At 71.6% G+C, this 17646-nt stretch carries 14 protein-coding genes and 1 pseudogene; 7 read left to right on the top strand and 8 right to left on the bottom strand.

What is annotated here, in order from left to right:
- Window positions 1–210 precede the first annotated feature (210 nt).
- The 3 genes from ACLZN2_RS03685 (at window position 211) to ACLZN2_RS03675 (ending at window position 3896) form a co-directional block, all read left to right on the top strand.
- Window positions 211–1299 (top strand): right-handed parallel beta-helix repeat-containing protein, encoded by a 1089-nt coding sequence (locus tag ACLZN2_RS03685; protein WP_416976873.1) that lies wholly within the window; start codon window positions 211–213, stop codon window positions 1297–1299.
- 429 nt (window positions 1300–1728) lie between these two features.
- On the top strand, window positions 1729–2475 hold the full coding sequence (locus ACLZN2_RS03680; RefSeq protein WP_416976872.1) for an IPT/TIG domain-containing protein: 747 nt from the start codon (window positions 1729–1731) through the stop codon (window positions 2473–2475).
- A gap of 146 nt (window positions 2476–2621) precedes the next feature.
- Window positions 2622–3896 (top strand): IPT/TIG domain-containing protein, encoded by a 1275-nt coding sequence (locus tag ACLZN2_RS03675; RefSeq protein WP_416976871.1) that lies wholly within the window; start codon window positions 2622–2624, stop codon window positions 3894–3896.
- A gap of 46 nt (window positions 3897–3942) precedes the next feature.
- On the opposite strand, the gene ACLZN2_RS03670 is transcribed toward ACLZN2_RS03675, so the two are convergent.
- Both ACLZN2_RS03670 and ACLZN2_RS03665 read right to left on the bottom strand, forming a co-directional pair.
- Window positions 3943–5763 (bottom strand): glycosyl hydrolase family 18 protein, encoded by a 1821-nt coding sequence (locus ACLZN2_RS03670; protein WP_416976870.1) that lies wholly within the window; start codon window positions 5761–5763, stop codon window positions 3943–3945.
- A gap of 195 nt (window positions 5764–5958) precedes the next feature.
- On the bottom strand, window positions 5959–6531 hold the full coding sequence (locus ACLZN2_RS03665; protein ID WP_416976869.1) for a cob(I)yrinic acid a,c-diamide adenosyltransferase: 573 nt from the start codon (window positions 6529–6531) through the stop codon (window positions 5959–5961).
- A gap of 423 nt (window positions 6532–6954) precedes the next feature.
- Between ACLZN2_RS03665 and ACLZN2_RS03660 the strand changes: the two genes are divergently transcribed.
- The gene (locus tag ACLZN2_RS03660) at window positions 6955–7278 is read left to right on the top strand and encodes an STAS domain-containing protein (RefSeq protein ID WP_020131168.1); all 324 of its coding nucleotides are present in this window, start codon (window positions 6955–6957) and stop codon (window positions 7276–7278) included.
- A 240-nt stretch (window positions 7279–7518) separates the two neighbouring features.
- Entirely contained in the window at window positions 7519–10080 is a 2562-nt protein-coding gene (locus ACLZN2_RS03655) for an ATP-binding protein (RefSeq protein ID WP_416976868.1), read from the top strand.
- A gap of 71 nt (window positions 10081–10151) precedes the next feature.
- On the opposite strand, the gene nucS is transcribed toward ACLZN2_RS03655, so the two are convergent.
- Entirely contained in the window at window positions 10152–10823 is a 672-nt protein-coding gene (gene nucS, locus ACLZN2_RS03650) for an endonuclease NucS (protein WP_416976867.1), read from the bottom strand.
- Between the two features lie 335 nt (window positions 10824–11158).
- Between nucS and ACLZN2_RS03645 the strand changes: the two genes are divergently transcribed.
- Window positions 11159–11551 carry an SCO5389 family protein gene (locus ACLZN2_RS03645; RefSeq protein WP_416976866.1) on the top strand — a complete coding sequence of 131 codons (393 nt, stop codon included), beginning with the start codon at window positions 11159–11161 and terminating at the stop codon, window positions 11549–11551.
- 100 nt (window positions 11552–11651) lie between these two features.
- On the opposite strand, the gene ACLZN2_RS03640 is transcribed toward ACLZN2_RS03645, so the two are convergent.
- Window positions 11652–12680, bottom strand: a complete 1029-nt coding sequence (locus ACLZN2_RS03640) for an LLM class flavin-dependent oxidoreductase (protein WP_416976865.1) — start codon at window positions 12678–12680, stop codon at window positions 11652–11654.
- A 222-nt stretch (window positions 12681–12902) separates the two neighbouring features.
- On the opposite strand from ACLZN2_RS03640, the gene ACLZN2_RS03635 reads away from it, so the two are divergent.
- Window positions 12903–13253, top strand: a complete 351-nt coding sequence (locus ACLZN2_RS03635; RefSeq protein WP_416976864.1) for an ATP/GTP-binding protein — start codon at window positions 12903–12905, stop codon at window positions 13251–13253.
- Between the two features lie 17 nt (window positions 13254–13270).
- Here ACLZN2_RS03635 and ACLZN2_RS03630 read toward each other — a convergent pair whose 3' ends face one another.
- The 4 genes and pseudogenes from ACLZN2_RS03630 to ACLZN2_RS03615 all read right to left on the bottom strand — a co-directional run bounded on the left by ACLZN2_RS03630 (window position 13271) and on the right by ACLZN2_RS03615 (window position 17641).
- The gene (locus ACLZN2_RS03630) at window positions 13271–14161 is read right to left on the bottom strand and encodes an ABC transporter permease (RefSeq protein ID WP_416976863.1); all 891 of its coding nucleotides are present in this window, start codon (window positions 14159–14161) and stop codon (window positions 13271–13273) included.
- Between the two features lie 374 nt (window positions 14162–14535).
- Window positions 14536–15804 (bottom strand): annotated as a pseudogene (locus ACLZN2_RS03625) (ABC transporter ATP-binding protein); the annotation flags it as partial.
- Between the two features lie 110 nt (window positions 15805–15914).
- Window positions 15915–16685 carry an ABC transporter permease gene (locus tag ACLZN2_RS03620; protein ID WP_416976862.1) on the bottom strand — a complete coding sequence of 257 codons (771 nt, stop codon included), beginning with the start codon at window positions 16683–16685 and terminating at the stop codon, window positions 15915–15917.
- A 2-nt stretch (window positions 16686–16687) separates the two neighbouring features.
- Window positions 16688–17641 carry an ABC transporter ATP-binding protein gene (locus tag ACLZN2_RS03615; RefSeq protein ID WP_416976861.1) on the bottom strand — a complete coding sequence of 318 codons (954 nt, stop codon included), beginning with the start codon at window positions 17639–17641 and terminating at the stop codon, window positions 16688–16690.
- Window positions 17642–17646 lie beyond the last annotated feature (5 nt).

The raw sequence follows: 17646 nt of genomic DNA, 5'->3' as shown, positions 1-17646 counted from the left end.
ACCGGCTAGATCCATTCCAGTAACCCATTCGCAGCCCGGCAGCCGCCGGGCTTCGTGCATATGCCACTCGAATGGCGCAACGCCCCCGGCTCTCTTCGTCGCTGACGCTACGCCACGTGGCAGCGCTCTCTCACCCGTTCAGGTCTCCCCGGATGCCGACGGCCGAGGCTCCCGATCAAGTGGGAGAACAACGACCTGAGGGAGCCCCCCGTGCTGACCGTGAAGAACATGCGTGCCCTGGCCGCGGCCGCACTCGTGAGTGTCTGCGTCCCGGGGATCGCCCTGTCGACCACCGCCCAGGCCCTGCCCGCGCGAAAGGCGGTCGTGGTGCCGTGCGGGGACGTCACCGGGTTGATCGCCCGGATCACCGCGGCGAACGCCGTCGGAGGCGGATCGATTCTGCTGGCGCCCGGATGCACCTACGCGCTCAACGCTCCGACCGGTACCGACACCAACGGCGCCAACGGGCTTCCGGTGATCAGCGGAAGAGTCACCCTGATCGGCAGAGGTGCCACGATCAGCCGTACGGGGACCGCCGCGTTCCGTGTCGCCGAAGTCGCCGCGCAGGGCTCCCTCACCCTGAACGGGATCACCGTGTCGGGCGGCAGCGCGACCGAGGGTTCCGGTACGGCCGGCGGTGGCATCCTGACCGCGGGGACGCTGGTCCTGGTCAACAGCCGGATCACCCACAACACCGCTTCCGGGGCCGGAGGCGGGATCGCGGTCGCCTCCGGCGCGACCGCGACGCTCAGCGCCAGCACCGTGTCGGACAACAGCGGCGGCGACGGCGGCGGAGTCCACGTGGGCGACTCCGCCCGGCTGACCATGGCCGGAGGGGCCGTCAAGAGGAACAAGGCGGTCTTCACCGGTGGCGGGCTGAACACCTTCGGCACAGCGGTCCTCAACGGTACGGCGGTCACGTCCAACAGCACCCAGAACTTCGAGGGCGGCGGTGTGTTCACGGCGTTCGGCACCCTCACCGTCAACGGCGGCCGGGTGACGGAGAACGAGGCGGCCTCGTCGGGCGGCGGCATCGCCAACCACGGCAGCCAGGTGCGGTTGCTGGCCGTGTACACGGCCAGCAACCGCGCCGGACTCGACGGCGGGGGCCTGTACCAGCTGGCCGGGAGCTCCAGCCTGGTCGGCGGTGTGGTCACCGGCAACCAGGCGGGCGGAGCGGGGGGCGGCGTCTTCCGCGTCGTCACCAGTGGCCCGGTCCGCCTGCTCGGAGCATTCGTCCTCGGCAACCAGCCGGACAACTGCGCACCCGCGGGAGCCGTCCTCGGCTGCCCCGCCTAGGACCTGTCCTGGAGCTCTTCCGAGGGATCAGGCCCCGGGCACACGCCCGGGGCCTGCCTGTTACTCCGTTCGGGTGACTGGAGGCGACCATGTCTTGTCACCCAGTTGGATGTATGGGTCACTGAGAGTGTTGAACCGGCGGGCTGCCCATCCCCGAGCCGGGGGAACGTTCGGACAGGCAGCGTTTGCCGGTTTTTCCTTGCCCGGGACGGATGGCTGACGCTGCGACGCGGGACACCCGTGTCGGTTCGTTCACCTGGCGTGGCAGCACTCTGTGGGTGCCTGCCGCATCGGAGGTGTCGGGAGAAGACCGACGTACGTTGTCGGCCGACAGGGGTCATCTCCCCACGACATGGCCGCCAGTGGCTGGCCCACTCCGCCGGTTCCTCGCATTGTCCCCATCACCGAGCGAGGACGAGGAGTCTCCTCATGCCTATCTCTCCGAACCAGGGTTCCACCGGCGGCGGCACCGCGGTGACCATCACGGGCACGAACCTGTCCGGTACCACCGCGGTGAAGTTCGGCAGCAAGAACGCCACGAGCGTCACCAACGTCAACGCGACCACGGTCACCGCCGTCTCCCCCTCGGGAACGGGCACGGTCGGGGTCACCGTGACCACCCCGGGCGGGACCAGCGCCCCGGTGTCGTACTTCTACGTCGGTGCCCCGTTCAAGTCCGTCCTGAGCGCCACCTCCGGGCCGCTGGCCGGCGGCAACTCCATCACCATCACCGGCACCGGCCTGTCGACGGCCACCAGCGTGTCGTTCGGCGCCAACAGCGCCACCCCGACGGTCAGCAGCGACAGCTCGCTCAGCGTCACCGTTCCGGCGGGCGCGGCGGCCGGGTCGGTCTCGGTGAGCGTGACCACCGCGGGCGGCACCAACAACGGGTTCAGCTACACCTACGTCGACCTTCCCACGATCGGGACGATCAGCCCGAACTCGGGATCGACCTCGGGTGGCACGGCGGTGACCGTCACCGGCACCAACCTGGACAGCACGGAATCGGTCACCGTCGGGGGCACCGCCGCCCCGTTCGCGGTGATCAACGCGACCACGCTGTCCGTCGTCACTCCGCCCGGTACGGCGGGAGCGGCCGACGTGGTCGTGACCAACCCCGCCGGATCGGACACCGAGGTCGGTGGCTTCACCTACGTCGAGGGCCCCGGTATCTGACCGGTCCGACCGCCTCCGCCTGAGGAGGTGACGAAAACCCCCGTCCGGGCGGTGGCCCCCCTCCGCCCGGACGGGCTCAGTCCCGCAGCCGCGCCCCGAGGTGGCCGCACGTGTTGTGATGTCCCGTTCACGCTTAAGGAGTCAGCATGGCTGCCCCTGTGGTCTCTTCGGTCAGTCCCAACCAGGGGCCGGCATCAGGCGGTACCACTGTCCTCATCACCGGCACCGGTTTCACCTCCGTGGCGGCGGTCCGGTTCGGTACCAAGAACGCCACGTGGTTCACCGTCAACAGCAGCACCCTGATCACGGCCGTGACACCGTCGGGAACCGGCAGCGTGAACGTCACCGTCACCACGAGCCAGGGCACGAGCACCCAGTCCGTGCCCTTCACCTATGCCGGGGCTCCTTCGCTCTCGGGTGTCTCGCCGAATCAGGGTCCGGTCTCCGGTGGCACGACGGTCACGCTGACGGGTGCGAACCTCTCGGGTGCGATGGCGGTGTCGTTCGGCGGGGTGGCGGCGGCCTCGTTCACCGTCGACAGCGCCACGCAGATCACGGCGGTCAGTCCGGCCCGCGCGGCCGGCGCGGCGGCGGTCACGGTCACCACGCCCAGCGGCACCAGCAACTCCGTCACCTTCACCTACGTCGCCGCTCCCACCGTCTCGGGGGTGTCGCCGAATCAGGGTCCGGTCTCCGGTGGCACGACGGTCACGCTGACGGGTGCGAACCTCTCCGGTGCGATGGCGGTGTCGTTCGGCGGGGTGGCGGCGGCCTCGTTCACGGTCAACAGCGCCACGCAGATCACGGCGGTCAGTCCGGCCCATGCGGCCGGCGCGGCGGCGGTCACGGTCACCACGCCCAGCGGCACCAGCAATCCCAACGATCCCAACGCGTTCTTCTACTACGCCGCGCAGCCCGTGCTGACCGCCCTCACCCCGGCGTCGGGTCCCACGACGGGCGGCACCACGGTCGTCGTCACCGGCGGCGACTTCCTCGGTGCGACGGCGGTGCGGTTCGGCGGGGTGGCGGCGGCCTTGTTCACCGTCGATTCCGCCACGCAGATCACCGCGGTGACCCCCAGCCACGCGGCCGGTGCCACGGACGTCACGGTGACCACCCCCGGGGGAGTGAGCGGCCCCCTCGGCTTCGTCTTCCTCGACGCCCCCACGCTGGTCTCCCTCGATCCGGATCAGGGTCCGGCGAGTTCCATCACGGTCGTCACGCTGACCGGTACCGGTCTGGCGACCGCCACCGAGGTCCGGTTCGGCACCGTGACCGCGTCCTTCAGCGTGGTCTCCCCGACGCAGATCACCGCCCTCGCCCCGGTGGACACCCCCGGGCCGGTCTCCGTCACGGTGACCACCCCCGGCGGTACCAGCAACGGCCTGACCTACACGAGGGTGCCCGCGCCCGTCATCTGACCCGGTGGGGNGCGCCGACCCGTCGTGGGTCGGCGCGCCGGGTGGGTCAGCCCAGACCGTTGCTGATGGCGCTCACCAGCTCTCCGTTGCTCGTGTCTCCGCTGAACTCCCAGAAGAACGCGCCGCCGAGGCCCTGGTTCCTGGCCCACGTCATCTTTCCGGCGATCGTGGCCGGGGTGTCGTAGGACCACCAGTTGCTGCCGCAGTGCGCGTAGGCCGTGCCGGCGATGGTGCCGGTGGCGGGGCAGGACGTCTTGAGGACCTTGTAGTCCTCGATGCCCTGCTCGTAGGTGCCCGCCGCGGCGCCGGTGGCGGTGCCGCCCGGGGCGTCCTGGGTGACGCCGGTCCAGCCGCGGCCGTAGAAGCCGATGCCGATCAGCAGCTTGCTCGCGGGCACGCCCTTCGCCTTGAACTTGGCCATCGCGTCCGCCGTGGTGAACCCGGCTGTCGGGATGCCGCTGTACGAGGTGAGCGGGGAGTGCGGGGCGGTCGGTCCCTGGGCGGCCCAGGCGCCGAAGAAGTCGTACGTCATCACGTTGTACCAGTCGACGTAACCGGCGGCGCCCGCGTAGTCGGCGGCGTCGATCTTGCCGCCGGAGGAGCCGTCGGCCGTGGTGGCCGCGGTGACCAGGTAGTTCGAGCCGAACTTGGTCCGCAGTGCCGACATCAGGTTCTTGAAGGCGGCGGCCCCCGAGGTGTCGCAGGTCAGACCGCAGGCGTTCGGGTACTCCCAGTCGATGTCGATGCCGTCGAAGACATCGGCCCAGCGCGGGTCCTCGACCAGGTTGTAGCAGGACTGGGCGAAGGCGGCCGGGTTGGCCGCCGCCTGGGCGAAGCCGCCGGACCAGGTCCAGCCGCCGAAGGACCACAGCACCTTGATGTTCGGGTACTTCGCCTTCAGCTGTCGCAGCTGGTTGAAGTTGCCGCGCAGCGGCTGGTCCCAGGTGTCGGCGACGCCGCTGACGGACTGGTCGGCGGTGAACGCCTTGTCGTAGTCGGCGTAGGAGTCACCGATCGCGCACTGCCCGTTGGTGACGTTGCCGAAGGCGTAGTTGATGTGGGTGATCTTCGACGCCGAGCCCGACGTCACCAGGTTCTTGACGTTGTAGTTGCGGCCGTAGATGCCCCACTCGGTGAAGTAGCCGAGCTTGACCGTGGAGCCGGTGGTCGGGGGAGTGGTGCCGCCCGTGGTGTGCACGGCGACCGCGCCGCTGACCGGACCCGTCTGGTCGGCGGTGTCACGGGCCTGGACGGTGTAGGAGTAGTCGGTGCCGGCCGTGAGACCCGTGTCCGTGTACGACGTCGTCGTCACCGTGGCGACCCGGGCGCCGTCGCGCAGGACGTCGTAGTTCTTGACGCCCTTGTCGTCGGTGGCGGCGGACCAGGACAGGGTGGCCGAGGTGTCGGTGACGCCGGAGGCGGTGGGGGTGCCGGGCGCCGAGGGGGCGGCGTCGCCGGGGACCGTCGTGCCGTCGCAACTGTCGTTGTTCAGCTTGCAGTTGGACGGGGAGCCGGAGCCCGCGCCGTTGAAGCCGAAGGACACCGAGGCGCCGGGGGCGAGGGAGCCGTTGTAGGACTTGTTCTTCGCGGTCCAGTGGGTGCCGGAGGAGGTGACGTCGGCGTCCCAGGCGGAGGTGACGGACGTACCGGAGGGGAAGTCCCACTCCACGGTCCAGGAGCTGATGGCGGTGGTGCCGGTGTTCTTCACCGTCCACTTGCCCTCGAAGCCGGTGCCCCAGTCCTGGGTCTTGGCGTAGGTGGCGGTCGCCGTCGTCGCGGCCTGGGCGGGGCTCGCGAGGCCCACGAGTCCGGCCAGGGGGAGCAACAGGGTCGCGAACCCTGCCGCGGCTCTGTGTCTGAAGCGCATTCTGCGCCTCCTATGGGGAGTTGGGGGGCGCGACTGAGCCTTCACGCCCACAGTGCCGCGAGAATAGAAAGGTCTGGACCACGGGTCAATAGGTCTGGACCACTCTCGTATACGGCCGCTGGATCCCAACTCCTGTGCCGGCGCGGCCGCTTGGACGCGGCTGCGCAGGGAGCTCCACCGCCGTCCGTGACGGCCTCAGCGTTCGCCGCCAGGGACCCACAGGACGTCTCCCCTGTCCCGGTTCGCCGTGCGCGCGAGGATGAAGAGGAGATCCGAGAGGCGGTTGAGGTAGGTCGCGGTGAGGGGATTCATCGTTTCGGCGTGGGTCTCCAGGGCGGCCCACGTCGAGCGTTCCGCGCGGCGTACGACCGTGCAGGCCTGGTGGAGGAGGGCGGCGCCCGGGGTGCCGCCGGGGAGGATGAACGAGCGGAGCTTCTCCAGTCGCTCGTTGAAGCGGTCGCAGGCCGCCTCGAGCCGGTCGACGTAGAACTGCTCGACCCGCAGCGGCGGGAACGACGGGTTCTCCACCACCGGCGTCGACAGGTCCGCGCCCACGTCGAACAGGTCGTTCTGGACCCGGGTGAGGACCGCCACGATCTCCTCGTCGAGGCCGCCCAGCGCGATCGCCGTGCCGATGGCGGCGTTCGCCTCGTTGGCGTCGGCGTACGCCGCGATCCGCAGGTCGGTCTTGGCGACCCGGCTCATGTCGCCGAGGGCCGTGGTGCCCTGGTCCCCGGTCCTGGTGTAGATGCGCGTCAGATTGACCATGCGGCCAATCTAGACCGTCCCCGGCGATCCGTTCCGTTCGCTTGGTCACGCCGGACTCGCGAAGATCCAAACGGTGCGAATAGGCTTGAATCGGACAGGAATTGACGACGTGACCGGCGTCTCACGCCGTGAGACGTGAGACGCGTTACTAACCGGTCGCACCGCGCTCCATGAACGCTAATCTCCGGCCGAGAGCCAGACGGCGAATGCGCCGGATGGTTGACGCCGGTGACATCCGACGCGAGAGCGGGCAGGGCTTACTCCAAGCGCTGAAACCGCACAGGCCCCAGGGGTGTCACCCGTGAGGGTGAATTCGGTATCGGATCGCTCACAGACGGCAACCTCCGGCCGCTTCACGCAGTCAGAGCATGCAACACCGGACATCACACCGCGGAGCACGAGACGCACGCTTAGGGGAGCGCTATGCACATCAGGGGCGACCACGTCGAGCTGGTCGTCGGGGGCCGCCTCGACGTGCGCAGCGCGGCGGACGCCCGCACGGCCCTGCACACGGCCGTGGACGACGGCGTCGGCGACCTGGTGCTCGACCTGTCCGAACTGGACTCCTGGGACGCCACCGGACTCGGCGTCATCATGGGCGTCCACCGACGGGCCGGCCGCTGCGGCCGGCGCCTGGTGCTGCGCGGCGTACCGCCGCAGATGCAGCGCCTGCTGGTGGCGACCCGGCTGCACCGGATTCTGGCCATCGAGGGCGGCATCGGCGTGGAGTCGCTGCCCCGGGTGTGACCCCGCGACCGGGGCCACCTGCGGCGAAACGTACGGCGGGCACCAATCCTCACCGGACTGTGACGTCTCGGACCGCGCGGCACCCCGGACTGTCGTAGATACTGTGCGAAGGTTTACGGTTCGTCTGCCCGCCGCCCTCGGCCCTCTACCGAGCGGGCACCGGACCAGAAGCGACAGCGCAGTGTGCAGCGAGGCCGGGAGGGGCTACCGCCACACGACGCTCTTGGGGGGCTTGAACCCATGGACCCGACGAACCAGGGGCCCGAGGACAACGGTCAGGAAGGCGACGGCCGCGTGTCGCGCCCTCGCCCGGCCAGGGACCCCCTCACGCCCGACTACGCCGCGCACACCCCCGGCCCCGCCCGCACGGTCCGGGTGGTCGCCGGCGAGCATCTGCTCACGGTCAACCCCGTGGACGGCAGCGAGATAGAACTCTGCCCGCCTGGGGGCACCGCCCGCTCGAGCGCAGCCGAGAGTGGGGGAGAACAGCCCCGCCGTCCCGCCAAGCGCACCGCCGAGGAGCGCGCCGAGTACGACGAGCACGCCGCCCGGCCGCCCGCTCCCGCCGGCCCCGCCAGGCCCGAGTACCCCCTGCTCGGCCGCCAGGACGAACGCGAACAGCTGGTCCGCCTCCTCGCCCGAGGCCGTTCCGTCCGGCTCACCGGACCCTCCGGCTCCGGCCGCACCAGCCTCCTCGACCTCGTCGCCGAGGACTGCGAGGACCTCGCCCCCGACGGCGTCGTCCGCCTCTCCGGCTACGGCCGCACCCCGGCCGAACTCCTCCACGACCTCTTCCACACCGTCCACGACGCCGACCGGCACCGCCCCGGCGACGACGAACTGCGCACCCTCGTCCGGGAGATCGGCGCGGTCGTCGTCGTCGACGACCTCGGCTTCGGCGGCGCGCTCCTCGACGAACTCCTGGACGCCACCCCCGAGTGCGCCTTCCTGCTCGGCGCCACCCCCGACACCCCGGCGCCCTCCGCCGACTCCGCCGTCGAGGAGGTCGTCCTCAGCGGCCTCGACCGTGCCTGCGGCGTCGACGTCATCGAGCGCGCCGTCGGCCGCACCCTCACCGAGGAGGAGGCCAACTGGGCCGGCGACCTCTGGTTCGAGTCCGAGGGCCTGCCCCTGCGCTTCGTCCAGGCCGGCGCCCTGCTGCGACAGCGCGACCAGCTCCGCGCCGACGTCGACGCCGTCGACGCGTTCGGCGTCTTCGAGGACGCCCGCCCGCTCGCCGCGCCCGTCGACGCCGCGCTCGTCAACGCCGGGGCCGGGGACGCCGAGGAGATACCCCTGCCCTCCCTCGGCGAGGCCGCCGCGCCCGCCCCGCTGCTCGCCGCCCGCCTCAGCGCCTCCGCCCGCGCCACCCTGCGCTTCGCCGTCGCCCTCGGCGGCGAGGTCCCGCACCAGGCCCATCTGCCCGCCCTCGTCGGCGACACCCACGCCGACGCCGCCCTCGGCGAACTCGTCGCCTGCGGGCTCGTCTCCCCGGTCGGCGTCCGCTACCGGCTCGCCGCCGGCGTCCAGACGCAGCTGGAGGCCGCCGGATACGACGACGACACCGAGGCCCGCGTCGCGGCCGCCGCCCAGCACTACGCCTGGTGGGCCGGCCACCCCTCCGTCACCCCCGACCGGGTCTGCGCCGAGGCCGACGCCGTCCTCGCCGCCCTCGCCCTCGTGGTGCCCACGACGACCCCGCCCGCCGAGGACGAGGAGGCCACCGCGGTCCGGCTCGCCCGCGCCGCGGCGCCCGCGTTCGCCGCCGGACTGCACTGGAGCGGCTGGGAAAACGCCCTGCACGAGGGCACCGAGGCCGCCCGGCTCGCCGGGCAGTCCGCCGACCGCGCCTACTTCCACCACGAACTCGGCGTCCTCGCCCTGTGCGCCGGGGACCTCGACCGGGCCCGCTCGGAGCTGGAGGCCTCCCTCGGCCTGCGCGGCGCCCTCACCGACAAGCGCGGCACCGTCGCCGGCCGCCGCGCCCTCGCGCTCGTCGCCGACGCCTCCGGGGACGTTCCCGGGCTCGCCGCGGCGACGGTCGGCGAGGAGGTGCCCGACGCCCGCCACGAGGAGTCCGCCTCGCCGCCGCGCGGCATCCAGGCGGCGCTGCCGACCTACCCGCCGGAGGCCGAGACCCTCGTCCACCGCGCGGCGACCCCGCCGCCCGCCCCGGCCCAGCACAACCAGCGCCGGGGCGGCCTCATGGGCCTCGCCAAGCGCAACCTCGTCGCGGCCGGCGCGGGCGCGCTCCTCGTCGCCGTGCTCGGCACGGTCGTCACGCTCGGGGCGACCTCCGACAACGACGCCAACACCCCCTCCGACCGCGGCGGCGTCAACCCCTCCGCCAGCACCGGCCTCGACGACGGCGGCCTCGACTCCGACACCCCGGGTGCCGACACCGGCACCGGCGACACGGGTACGGCGACCAGCAGGCCCACGGATCCGGGGCCGGACGGGACGATGGGGACGTCGGACGACCCGACGCCGTCCGAGTCGGCATCGGCCTCGGAGGGGACGAGCGGATCGACGGGGTCGAGTACCGGCGGGGCGTCGCCGACGCCCAGCAGCACCTCGTCGCACCAGTCCCCGAGGCCCTCGCACTCCGCATCGCCGAGCCCGACTGCGACCAGCACCGGTGGTAGCTCGTCGTCGCCCTCGTCGAGTCCGTCGTCGAGCCCCTCCAGCTCGCCGAGCGGCAGCCCGGCGACGGCCAGCAGCTCGGTCTCCTCCGCCCCCGTCAGCTCCGCCAGCTCCTCCCAGAGCAGCAGTGGCGCGAGCACACCGGACTCGGTGATCTGAGACCCCCCGGGCAGCACCTAGGGCCGGGTTCCTCCCCAGGAACCCGGCCCCTGGCGTCGTAGGACCGTCCCTCAGAACAGCCGCAGCTTGTCGTCCTCGATGCCGCGCAGGGCGTCGTAGTCCAGGACCTGGCAGCCGATGCCGCGGTCCGTGGCGAGGACGCGGGCCTGGGGCTTGATCTCCTGGGCGGCGAAGATGCCGCGGACCGGGGCGAGGTGCGGGTCGCGGTTCAACAGCTCCAGATAGCGGGTGAGTTGCTCGACGCCGTCGATCTCGCCGCGCCGCTTGATCTCGATCGCGACGGTCTGGCCCTCCGCGTCACGGCACAGGATGTCGACCGGGCCGATGGCCGTCATGTACTCGCGGCGGATCAGGGTGTAGCCCTCGCCGAGGGTCTCGATGCGGTCGGCGAGCAGCTCCTGGAGGTGCGCTTCCACGCCGTCCTTGATCAGGCCCGGGTCGACGCCCAGTTCGTGCGACGAGTCGTGGAGGATCTCCTCCATCGTGATGATGAGCTTCTCTCCGCCCTTGTTGACGACGGTCCAGACGCCCTCCTCGTCACCGGTGCCCTCCTTCAGCGTGCAGGGCGGCGACATCCAGTTCAGGGGCTTGTAGGCCCGGTCGTCCGCGTGGATCGAGACGCTGCCGTCCGCCTTCACCAGGATGAGACGGGGGGCGGAGGGGAGATGGGCGGTGAGCCGGCCGGCGTAGTCGACGGAGCACCGGGCGATGACGAGACGCATGGTCCGCAACGCTATCCGACACCTCGTGCCCCACGCGATTCGCCCGCCCGTCTCCGGCGCCCGTCTCCCGCCACCACCCTCAACCGAGGCCCCTCCGGGCCCGCCCCTTTTGATCTGGAAAACGATCGTTCGGACGCGGACGGACTCTGGCCGATTGTGTGCCCCATAGGGACCGCCTATGTGCCCGTTCTCCTGGTGCCGTCACGGTCAGTTGCCTACCGTAGTAAACGGGAGGTCGCGATGCGTGTACTCAGCGTTGCGGTGGTTCCGGCATGGCGAACTCCCGTGCCCTGTCCGGCAACCCCTGCTCTCTTAGGGGTGCGAGAGGAGAACCCATGTCGCTCGACGTCTCACCGGCCCTACTCGAACAGGCCGAGCGAGGCGAGGTCGACGAAGCTGAATTCGTCGACTGCGTCCGGACCTCCCTGCCCTACGCATGGGAGATGATCAGCTCCCTGGTGGCCCAGCTGAAGGTGGACGGCGGAGCCTTCGCCGACAACCAGACGCCCCCGCCGGACGAGCAGGCGCGCGGGCAGCTGCTGCGCGCGCTCGCGAGTGACGCCATACGCGGCGCCCTGCAGCGGCACTTCGGTGTCCGGCTGGCCTTCCAGAACTGCCACCGGGTGGCGGTGTTCCCGTTGGACTCGGCTGTCGACGAGAAGCTCGCCCGCTTCACCTCGGTGCGCAGCCAGGTGCTGAACCAGTCGCCGGAGTTCCGGGACTGCTGAGGCATCGGATCGAGCCTGTTGCTTGCCGCTCCCTACGCAGGAGGTGCCTCAGTACCGGAGCGGCAAGCTCCCGGCCCCGCAGGGCCGTTCGGCATGGGTGTCAGCGGAGGTGGGGGAGTACCTCCGCGCCCAGCCGCCGTACGTTCTCCTCCGTGGCCGCCAGGTCGCCCGAGCCCTCCACGAGCAGGGCGAAGCGCGAGATGCCGGTCCGTTCGCCGGTCGCCGCCAGACGGTCGACGCACAGCCGCGGGGTGCCCACCGGGTGCAGCCCGCAGAGCAGTTCGGTGTACGCCACCGGGTCCCGCATCGAGCGGGCGCGGCCGTCCACCGTCACATGGGCGTCGAGCCCCTGCCTGAGCCAACCCGGCATCGCCTTCACCAGGGCCTCCACCGCGTCCGTGCGCCGGTCCGCGAGCTGGCAGACGCCCGCCGAGACATGGGCCGCGGCCCGGATCTCGTCGCCGGAGCGCCCCGCCGCGCGCGCGTACTGCCGCCACGCGGCCACCATCTCGGCCTTCTCCTCGTCCCCGACGTGCATCCCGAGCAGCATCGGCAGCCCGCGCTCGGCGGCCAGCCGCACACTCGACGGCGAGGTGCACGCGACGATCACCTCCGGCCCTTCGGTGTCCGTCAGGGCCTCCGACGGGCGTGGTACGACGGGGACTTCACGGAAGCGGAAGCGCTCGCCGTCGGCTCCCACGGACGGCTCGCGCAGCCAGCGCACCAGCAGATCGAGTGATTCCGGGAACCCCGTCTCGTACGCCGCGAGGCCCGACCCGAACACCTCCAGATCGACCCAGGGCCCGCCGCGGCCCACGCCCAGCGAGAACCGGCCGCCGCTCGTCAGATGCAGCAGCGCGGCCTGTTCGCCGAGGGCGACGGGGTGGACGGTGGGCAGGACGCTCACCGCCGTACCGACGCGGATGCGCCGGGTGCGGCCCAGCAGCAGAGCTGCGAGCGTGACCGCCGACGGGCAGGTGCCGTACGGCACGAAGTGGTGCTCGCCCAGCCAGACCGAGTCCAGGCCCGACTCCTCGGCGACCTCCGCGGAGCGGACCGCGCGATGCAGCGCCTCTCCCTGGCCCTGCCCGGGGAACTGGGCACCCAACACGAAACTACCAACGCGCATGGACTTTCCTGCTTCCTTGGCTCCGACACGGAGCTCCCCCGCCCGGCATAACCGTCTGACACGTGCCGAGGACACGGCCTGGCGGAGAGATTTGCCGATTGTCTGCAGAATGGGGTTCCGGGCAGGGGGACTTGTGGGGTTCGGTCCCTTCCGGGTACCCGGGCCGGTGCCGCGTAGGCTGGACGGGAACCCTGCTTCCTGTATAGCCCCGTGAGGTGTTCCGTGTCCCCGCGTCGCAACCGACCCAAGGGTGCCGACTCGTCAGGCTCGTCCGGTTCGTCCGGGCGTGGCGCCGAGGACGACCGCGCGAGCCGGTACGGCGGCTGGCAGTCCTCGGTGAGCTGGCAGGGCGAGGAGTGGAGCGTACGGCATGTGGCCGGCGCGAGCGCGCAGGGCAAGAGCTACCGGTGCCCCGGCTGCGACCAGATGATCCCCGACGGGGTGCCGCATGTCGTCGTCTGGCCCGAGCACGCGGGCGTCGACGACCGCCGCCACTGGCACAAGGCCTGCTGGAACGCGAGGGACCGCCGCAACCCGGGGGTGCGGCGGTCCCGTAACGCGCCTCGCTTCTGAGGGAGCCTCGGTGCGGGTTACACGTCCCGCTTCTCCAGCAGGGCGAACGCGGCGCCGAACGCCACGGCCGTGACGCCGAGCGCGATCCACAGCGGGTCCCAGCCGGAGGGGCCGGTCTCGCTGAGCTGGGTGGAGTACCAGACGCCGAGCTGGCTGGGGATCGAGTACTCGAACAGGGCCTCGCGGAGCTTCTGCAGGGACTCGGCGAACATGAAGAGCGCGATGACCAGCGGGGCCAGGAGCAGGCCGATCATGAGGGTGATGGCGCCCGCCGAGTGGCGGATGACCGAGCCGACGGCGAGGGACAGCAGCCCCAGCAGCGCGATGTAGAGGGACACACCGAAGGTGGCCTTCATCCACTCGCCGCCCGAGGGCTCGCGCGCGCCGGTGAACAGCGCCGCGTCCACCATGGCGACGAATCCCGTGGAGACCAGGGTCACGACGAAGGAGATCGCGAAGAACACGATGCCCTTCGCCGCGAGGACCCGGCCGCGTGAGGGGCAGGCGACCATCGTGGTGCGGATCATGCCGGTGCCGTACTCGGAGGCGGTGGTGAGCACGCCGAGCGTGATGATCGGCATGCTGCCCAGGAGCACGCCGAAGAAGCCGAACGACAGCGGGCTCTCGCCCGCGAGGTCGTTCTCCGTGGCGTTGGCGTCGACGATCAGCGCGACCATCATCCCGATGCCGACGACGAGGAGCACGAACACCCCGAGCGTCCACATCGTCGACCGCACCGACCGGATCTTCGTCCACTCGGAGGCGATGGCGTGCCCGAGGTGCGTGCGCACGACCGGGATCGGCGAGGTGTAGCCCGGGAAGACCCCCGGCGCGGCGTACGAGGGACCGGGCGCCCCCTGCCAGACGGGCGCGGCGGCCTGCGGGGACGGGTGCTGCGGGGTGCTCATCGGGCGTCCTCGGGCTGAGTCGTCGGGGCGGCGGCGTCGGAGACGGGCGCGGCCGCTTTCGCAAGCGAGGCGGCCGCCTGGCCTGTGGCCGGGGCGGCCGGTGCCGGCGCGGCGGGCGCACCGACCGGTGCCTGGCTTCCCGCCGGGGCCTGCGGTGCGGGGGCGGCGGCCGGGCTCCCTGCGGGTGCGTGGCGGGCGCCCGCGGGGCCCCTTGCCGGGGCGGCGCCCGCCGGGGGCGCGACCTGGTCCTGCGGGGCGGCGGGCGCCGGGGAAGGCACCGTGCCTCCGGCCGGCGTGGTCCGTGCCGGGGCCTGCGGCGCGGGGTCGGCGGCCGGGCTCCCTGCGGGTGCGTGGCGGGCGCCCGCGGGGCCCCTTGCCGGGGCGGCGCCCGCCGGGGGCGCGACCTGGTCCTGCGGGGTGGCGGGCGCCGGGGGAGGCGCTGTGCCCCCTGCCGGGGTGGCCGGGTGGGCGGGGCTCGCGGTGCCGGTGGGTCGTGCCGGGGTTCCGGCCGGGGGCCCCGGGGTGTCCGGCGGGGTGGGCGCTGCCGGTCCCTGGGCGTACGGGTTGGCCCCGTTCGGGGGCGGCGGGGTGCTGTAGCCGCCGTAGGGCTGTGCGGGCTGCTGTGGGGGCGGTGGGGCGTACCAGCCGGGCTGGCCCTGGCCGGGGACCGGCATGGGCGCTGTGGCGCCGGGCGGCAGCGGCTGCTGGAGGCCGGCCTTCTGGTCGGTGGTCGAACGGTAGTCGACGGCGCCCTGCGTCATCCGCATGTACGCCTCCTCCAGCGAGGCCTGGTGCGGCGACAGCTCCCACAGGCGTACGTCCGTGTCGTGGGCGATGTCGCTGATGCGCGGGAGCGCCAGTCCGGTCACGCGCAGGGCGCCGTCCTGCTCCGGCAGGACATGGCCGCCCGCCGCCGTCAGCGCCCCCGCGAGCTTCTCGCGGAGCTGCGGCTCGGTCTGCGGGGTGCGGACGCGCGCGAAGTCGGCGGAGTTCGCCGAGATGAAGTCCCTCACGCTCATGTCGGACAGCAGCTGACCGCGTCCGATCACGATCAGATGGTCCGCGGTCAGCGCCATCTCGCTCATCAGGTGCGAGGAGACGAAGACCGTGCGGCCCTCCGCCGCGAGGGACTTCATCAGGTTGCGCACCCAGAGGATGCCCTCGGGGTCGAGGCCGTTGACCGGCTCGTCGAACAGCAGCACCTGCGGATCGCCGAGCAGCGCCGCCGCGATCCCGAGCCGCTGCCCCATACCGAGCGAGAACCCCTTGGACCGCCGCTTCGCCACGTCCTGGAGGCCGACCACACCGAGCACCTCGTCCACCCGTCGGGACGGGATGCCCGACAGCTGGGCCAGGGACAGCAGATGGCTGCGGGCGGACCGGCCGCCGTGCACGGCCTTGGCGTCCAGCAGCGCACCGACCTGCCGGGCCGCGTTCGGCAGCCTGCGGTACGGGTAGCCGCCGATCGTGACCGTCCCCGCGGTGGGGTTGTCCAGGCCGAGGATCATCCTCATCGTCGTCGACTTGCCCGAGCCGTTCGGCCCGAGGAAGCCGGTGACGGCGCCCGGCCGTACCTGGAAGGAAAGGTTGTACACAGCGGTCTTGTCGCCGTAGCGCTTGGTCAGGCCGACTGCCTCGATCATGCTCCGCACCCATCGACAGGTTCAGGAAAGCGGGGCACACGCCCCCGTAAGGGTTAGGAGCTTAGCGAGGCGCTGACGGTTCCGCTCAAATGAAGGTAAAGCCCAGAGGTTCACGCGTCTCGTCTCCGCAGGAGCAGCCAGCCCCCGGCGAGCGCCGCCGCCACCCACGCCACCATGATCGCGAGCCCGCCCCAGGGCCCGTACGGAGTGCTGTCGTCGACCGGGGTGACCACCTGCATGATCCTGCTGCCCGCCTGGTCGGGCAGATAGCGGCCCACCTTCCGCGTGGCCGGCACATTGCCGAGGATGTTGGAGATCAGGAAGAAGAACGGCATCAGGATGCCCAGCGACAGCATCGGCGAACGCAGCATGGTGGCCACGCCCATGGAGAACACGGCGATGAGCGTCATGTAGAGCCCGCCGCCGATCACCGCCCGCAGCACCCCCGGGTCCCCGAGGTCCGCGCCGTAGGAGCCGAGCATCGCCTGCCCCAGGAAGAAGGTGACGAAGCTCGTCGCGAGCCCCACGGCGAGGGCCAGCCCCGTGGCCACCGCGATCTTGCTGAAGAGGAAGGTGCCGCGCTGGGGCACGGCCGCCAGCGAGGTGCGGATCATGCCGGTGCTGTACTCGTTGGACACCACCAGCACCCCGAACACGATCATCGCCAGCTGCCCGAGGCTCATCCCCGCGAAACTGATGTACGTCGGGTCGAAGTCCAGCCGGCGGTCGGCGCTCATCGTGTCGTACTCGTGCTTCGACAGCGCCGAGATCAGCATGCCGAGCGCGAGGGTGACCACCACGGCGAGCGAGAGTGTCCACACGGTGGACGCCACCGACCGGATCTTGGTCCACTCGGACCGGACCACCTGGATCGTCGCCATGGTCAGCCCCTCCTCGTCCAGTCGTCGCCCCACTGCCGGTCCGCGGGTCCCCGGCTGTGCGCGTGGTACTCCACCGACTCGGCGGTGAGCTGCATGAACGCCTCCTCCAGCGAGGCCTGCTGCGGGCTGAGCTCATGCAGCACGACCCCGTGCCGGGCGGCGAGCTCACCGATCTGCTCCGGCTTGCCCCCGTCCACCTCCAGCACCCCGTCGCCGTTCTCGACGGCTGTCACCCCGGCGTCGTGCAGCACGTCCAGCAGCCGCTCGCGCTGCGGGGTGCGGATCCGGACGTACGCCCGGGAGTTGCGGGCGATGAAATCGGCCATCGAGGTGTCGGCGAGCAGCCTGCCCTGCCCGATGACGACGAGATGCTCGGCGGTCAGCGCCATCTCGCTCATCAGATGCGACGACACGAACACCGTCCGCCCCTGCGCGGCCAGCGACTTCATCAGATTGCGGATCCAGTGGATGCCCTCGGGGTCGAGGCCGTTCACCGGTTCGTCGAACATCAGGATCCTCGGGTCGCCGAGGAGCGCGCCCGCGATGCCCAGCCGCTGCCCCATGCCCAGCGAGAACCCCTTGGCCTTCTTCCGTGCCACCGCCGTCAGCCCGACGGTGTCCAGCACCTCGTGCACCCGGGCCTTCGGGATGCCGTTGCTCTGCGCCAGACACAGCAGATGGTTGAAGGCGCTGCGCCCGCCGTGCACGGCCTTGGCGTCCAGCAGCGCGCCGATGTACGTCAGGGGGTCCCTGAGGGAGTCGTAGTGCCTGCCGTCGATCCGCACGTCCCCGGCGGTCGGCCGGTCCAGGCCCAGCATCATCCGCATGGTCGTGGACTTGCCGGCGCCGTTGGGCCCGAGGAAGCCCGTGACCATGCCCGGTCTGACGGTGAACGTCAGACCGTCGACCGCGACCTTCTCGCCGTACCGCTTCGTCAGGCCCTCGAGCTCGATCATGCGGC

The organism is Streptomyces sp. T028 (assembly GCF_048159505.1).
GTDB lineage: Bacteria > Actinomycetota > Actinomycetes > Streptomycetales > Streptomycetaceae > Streptomyces.
This window is presented reverse-complemented; position numbering and strand designations above follow the sequence as displayed.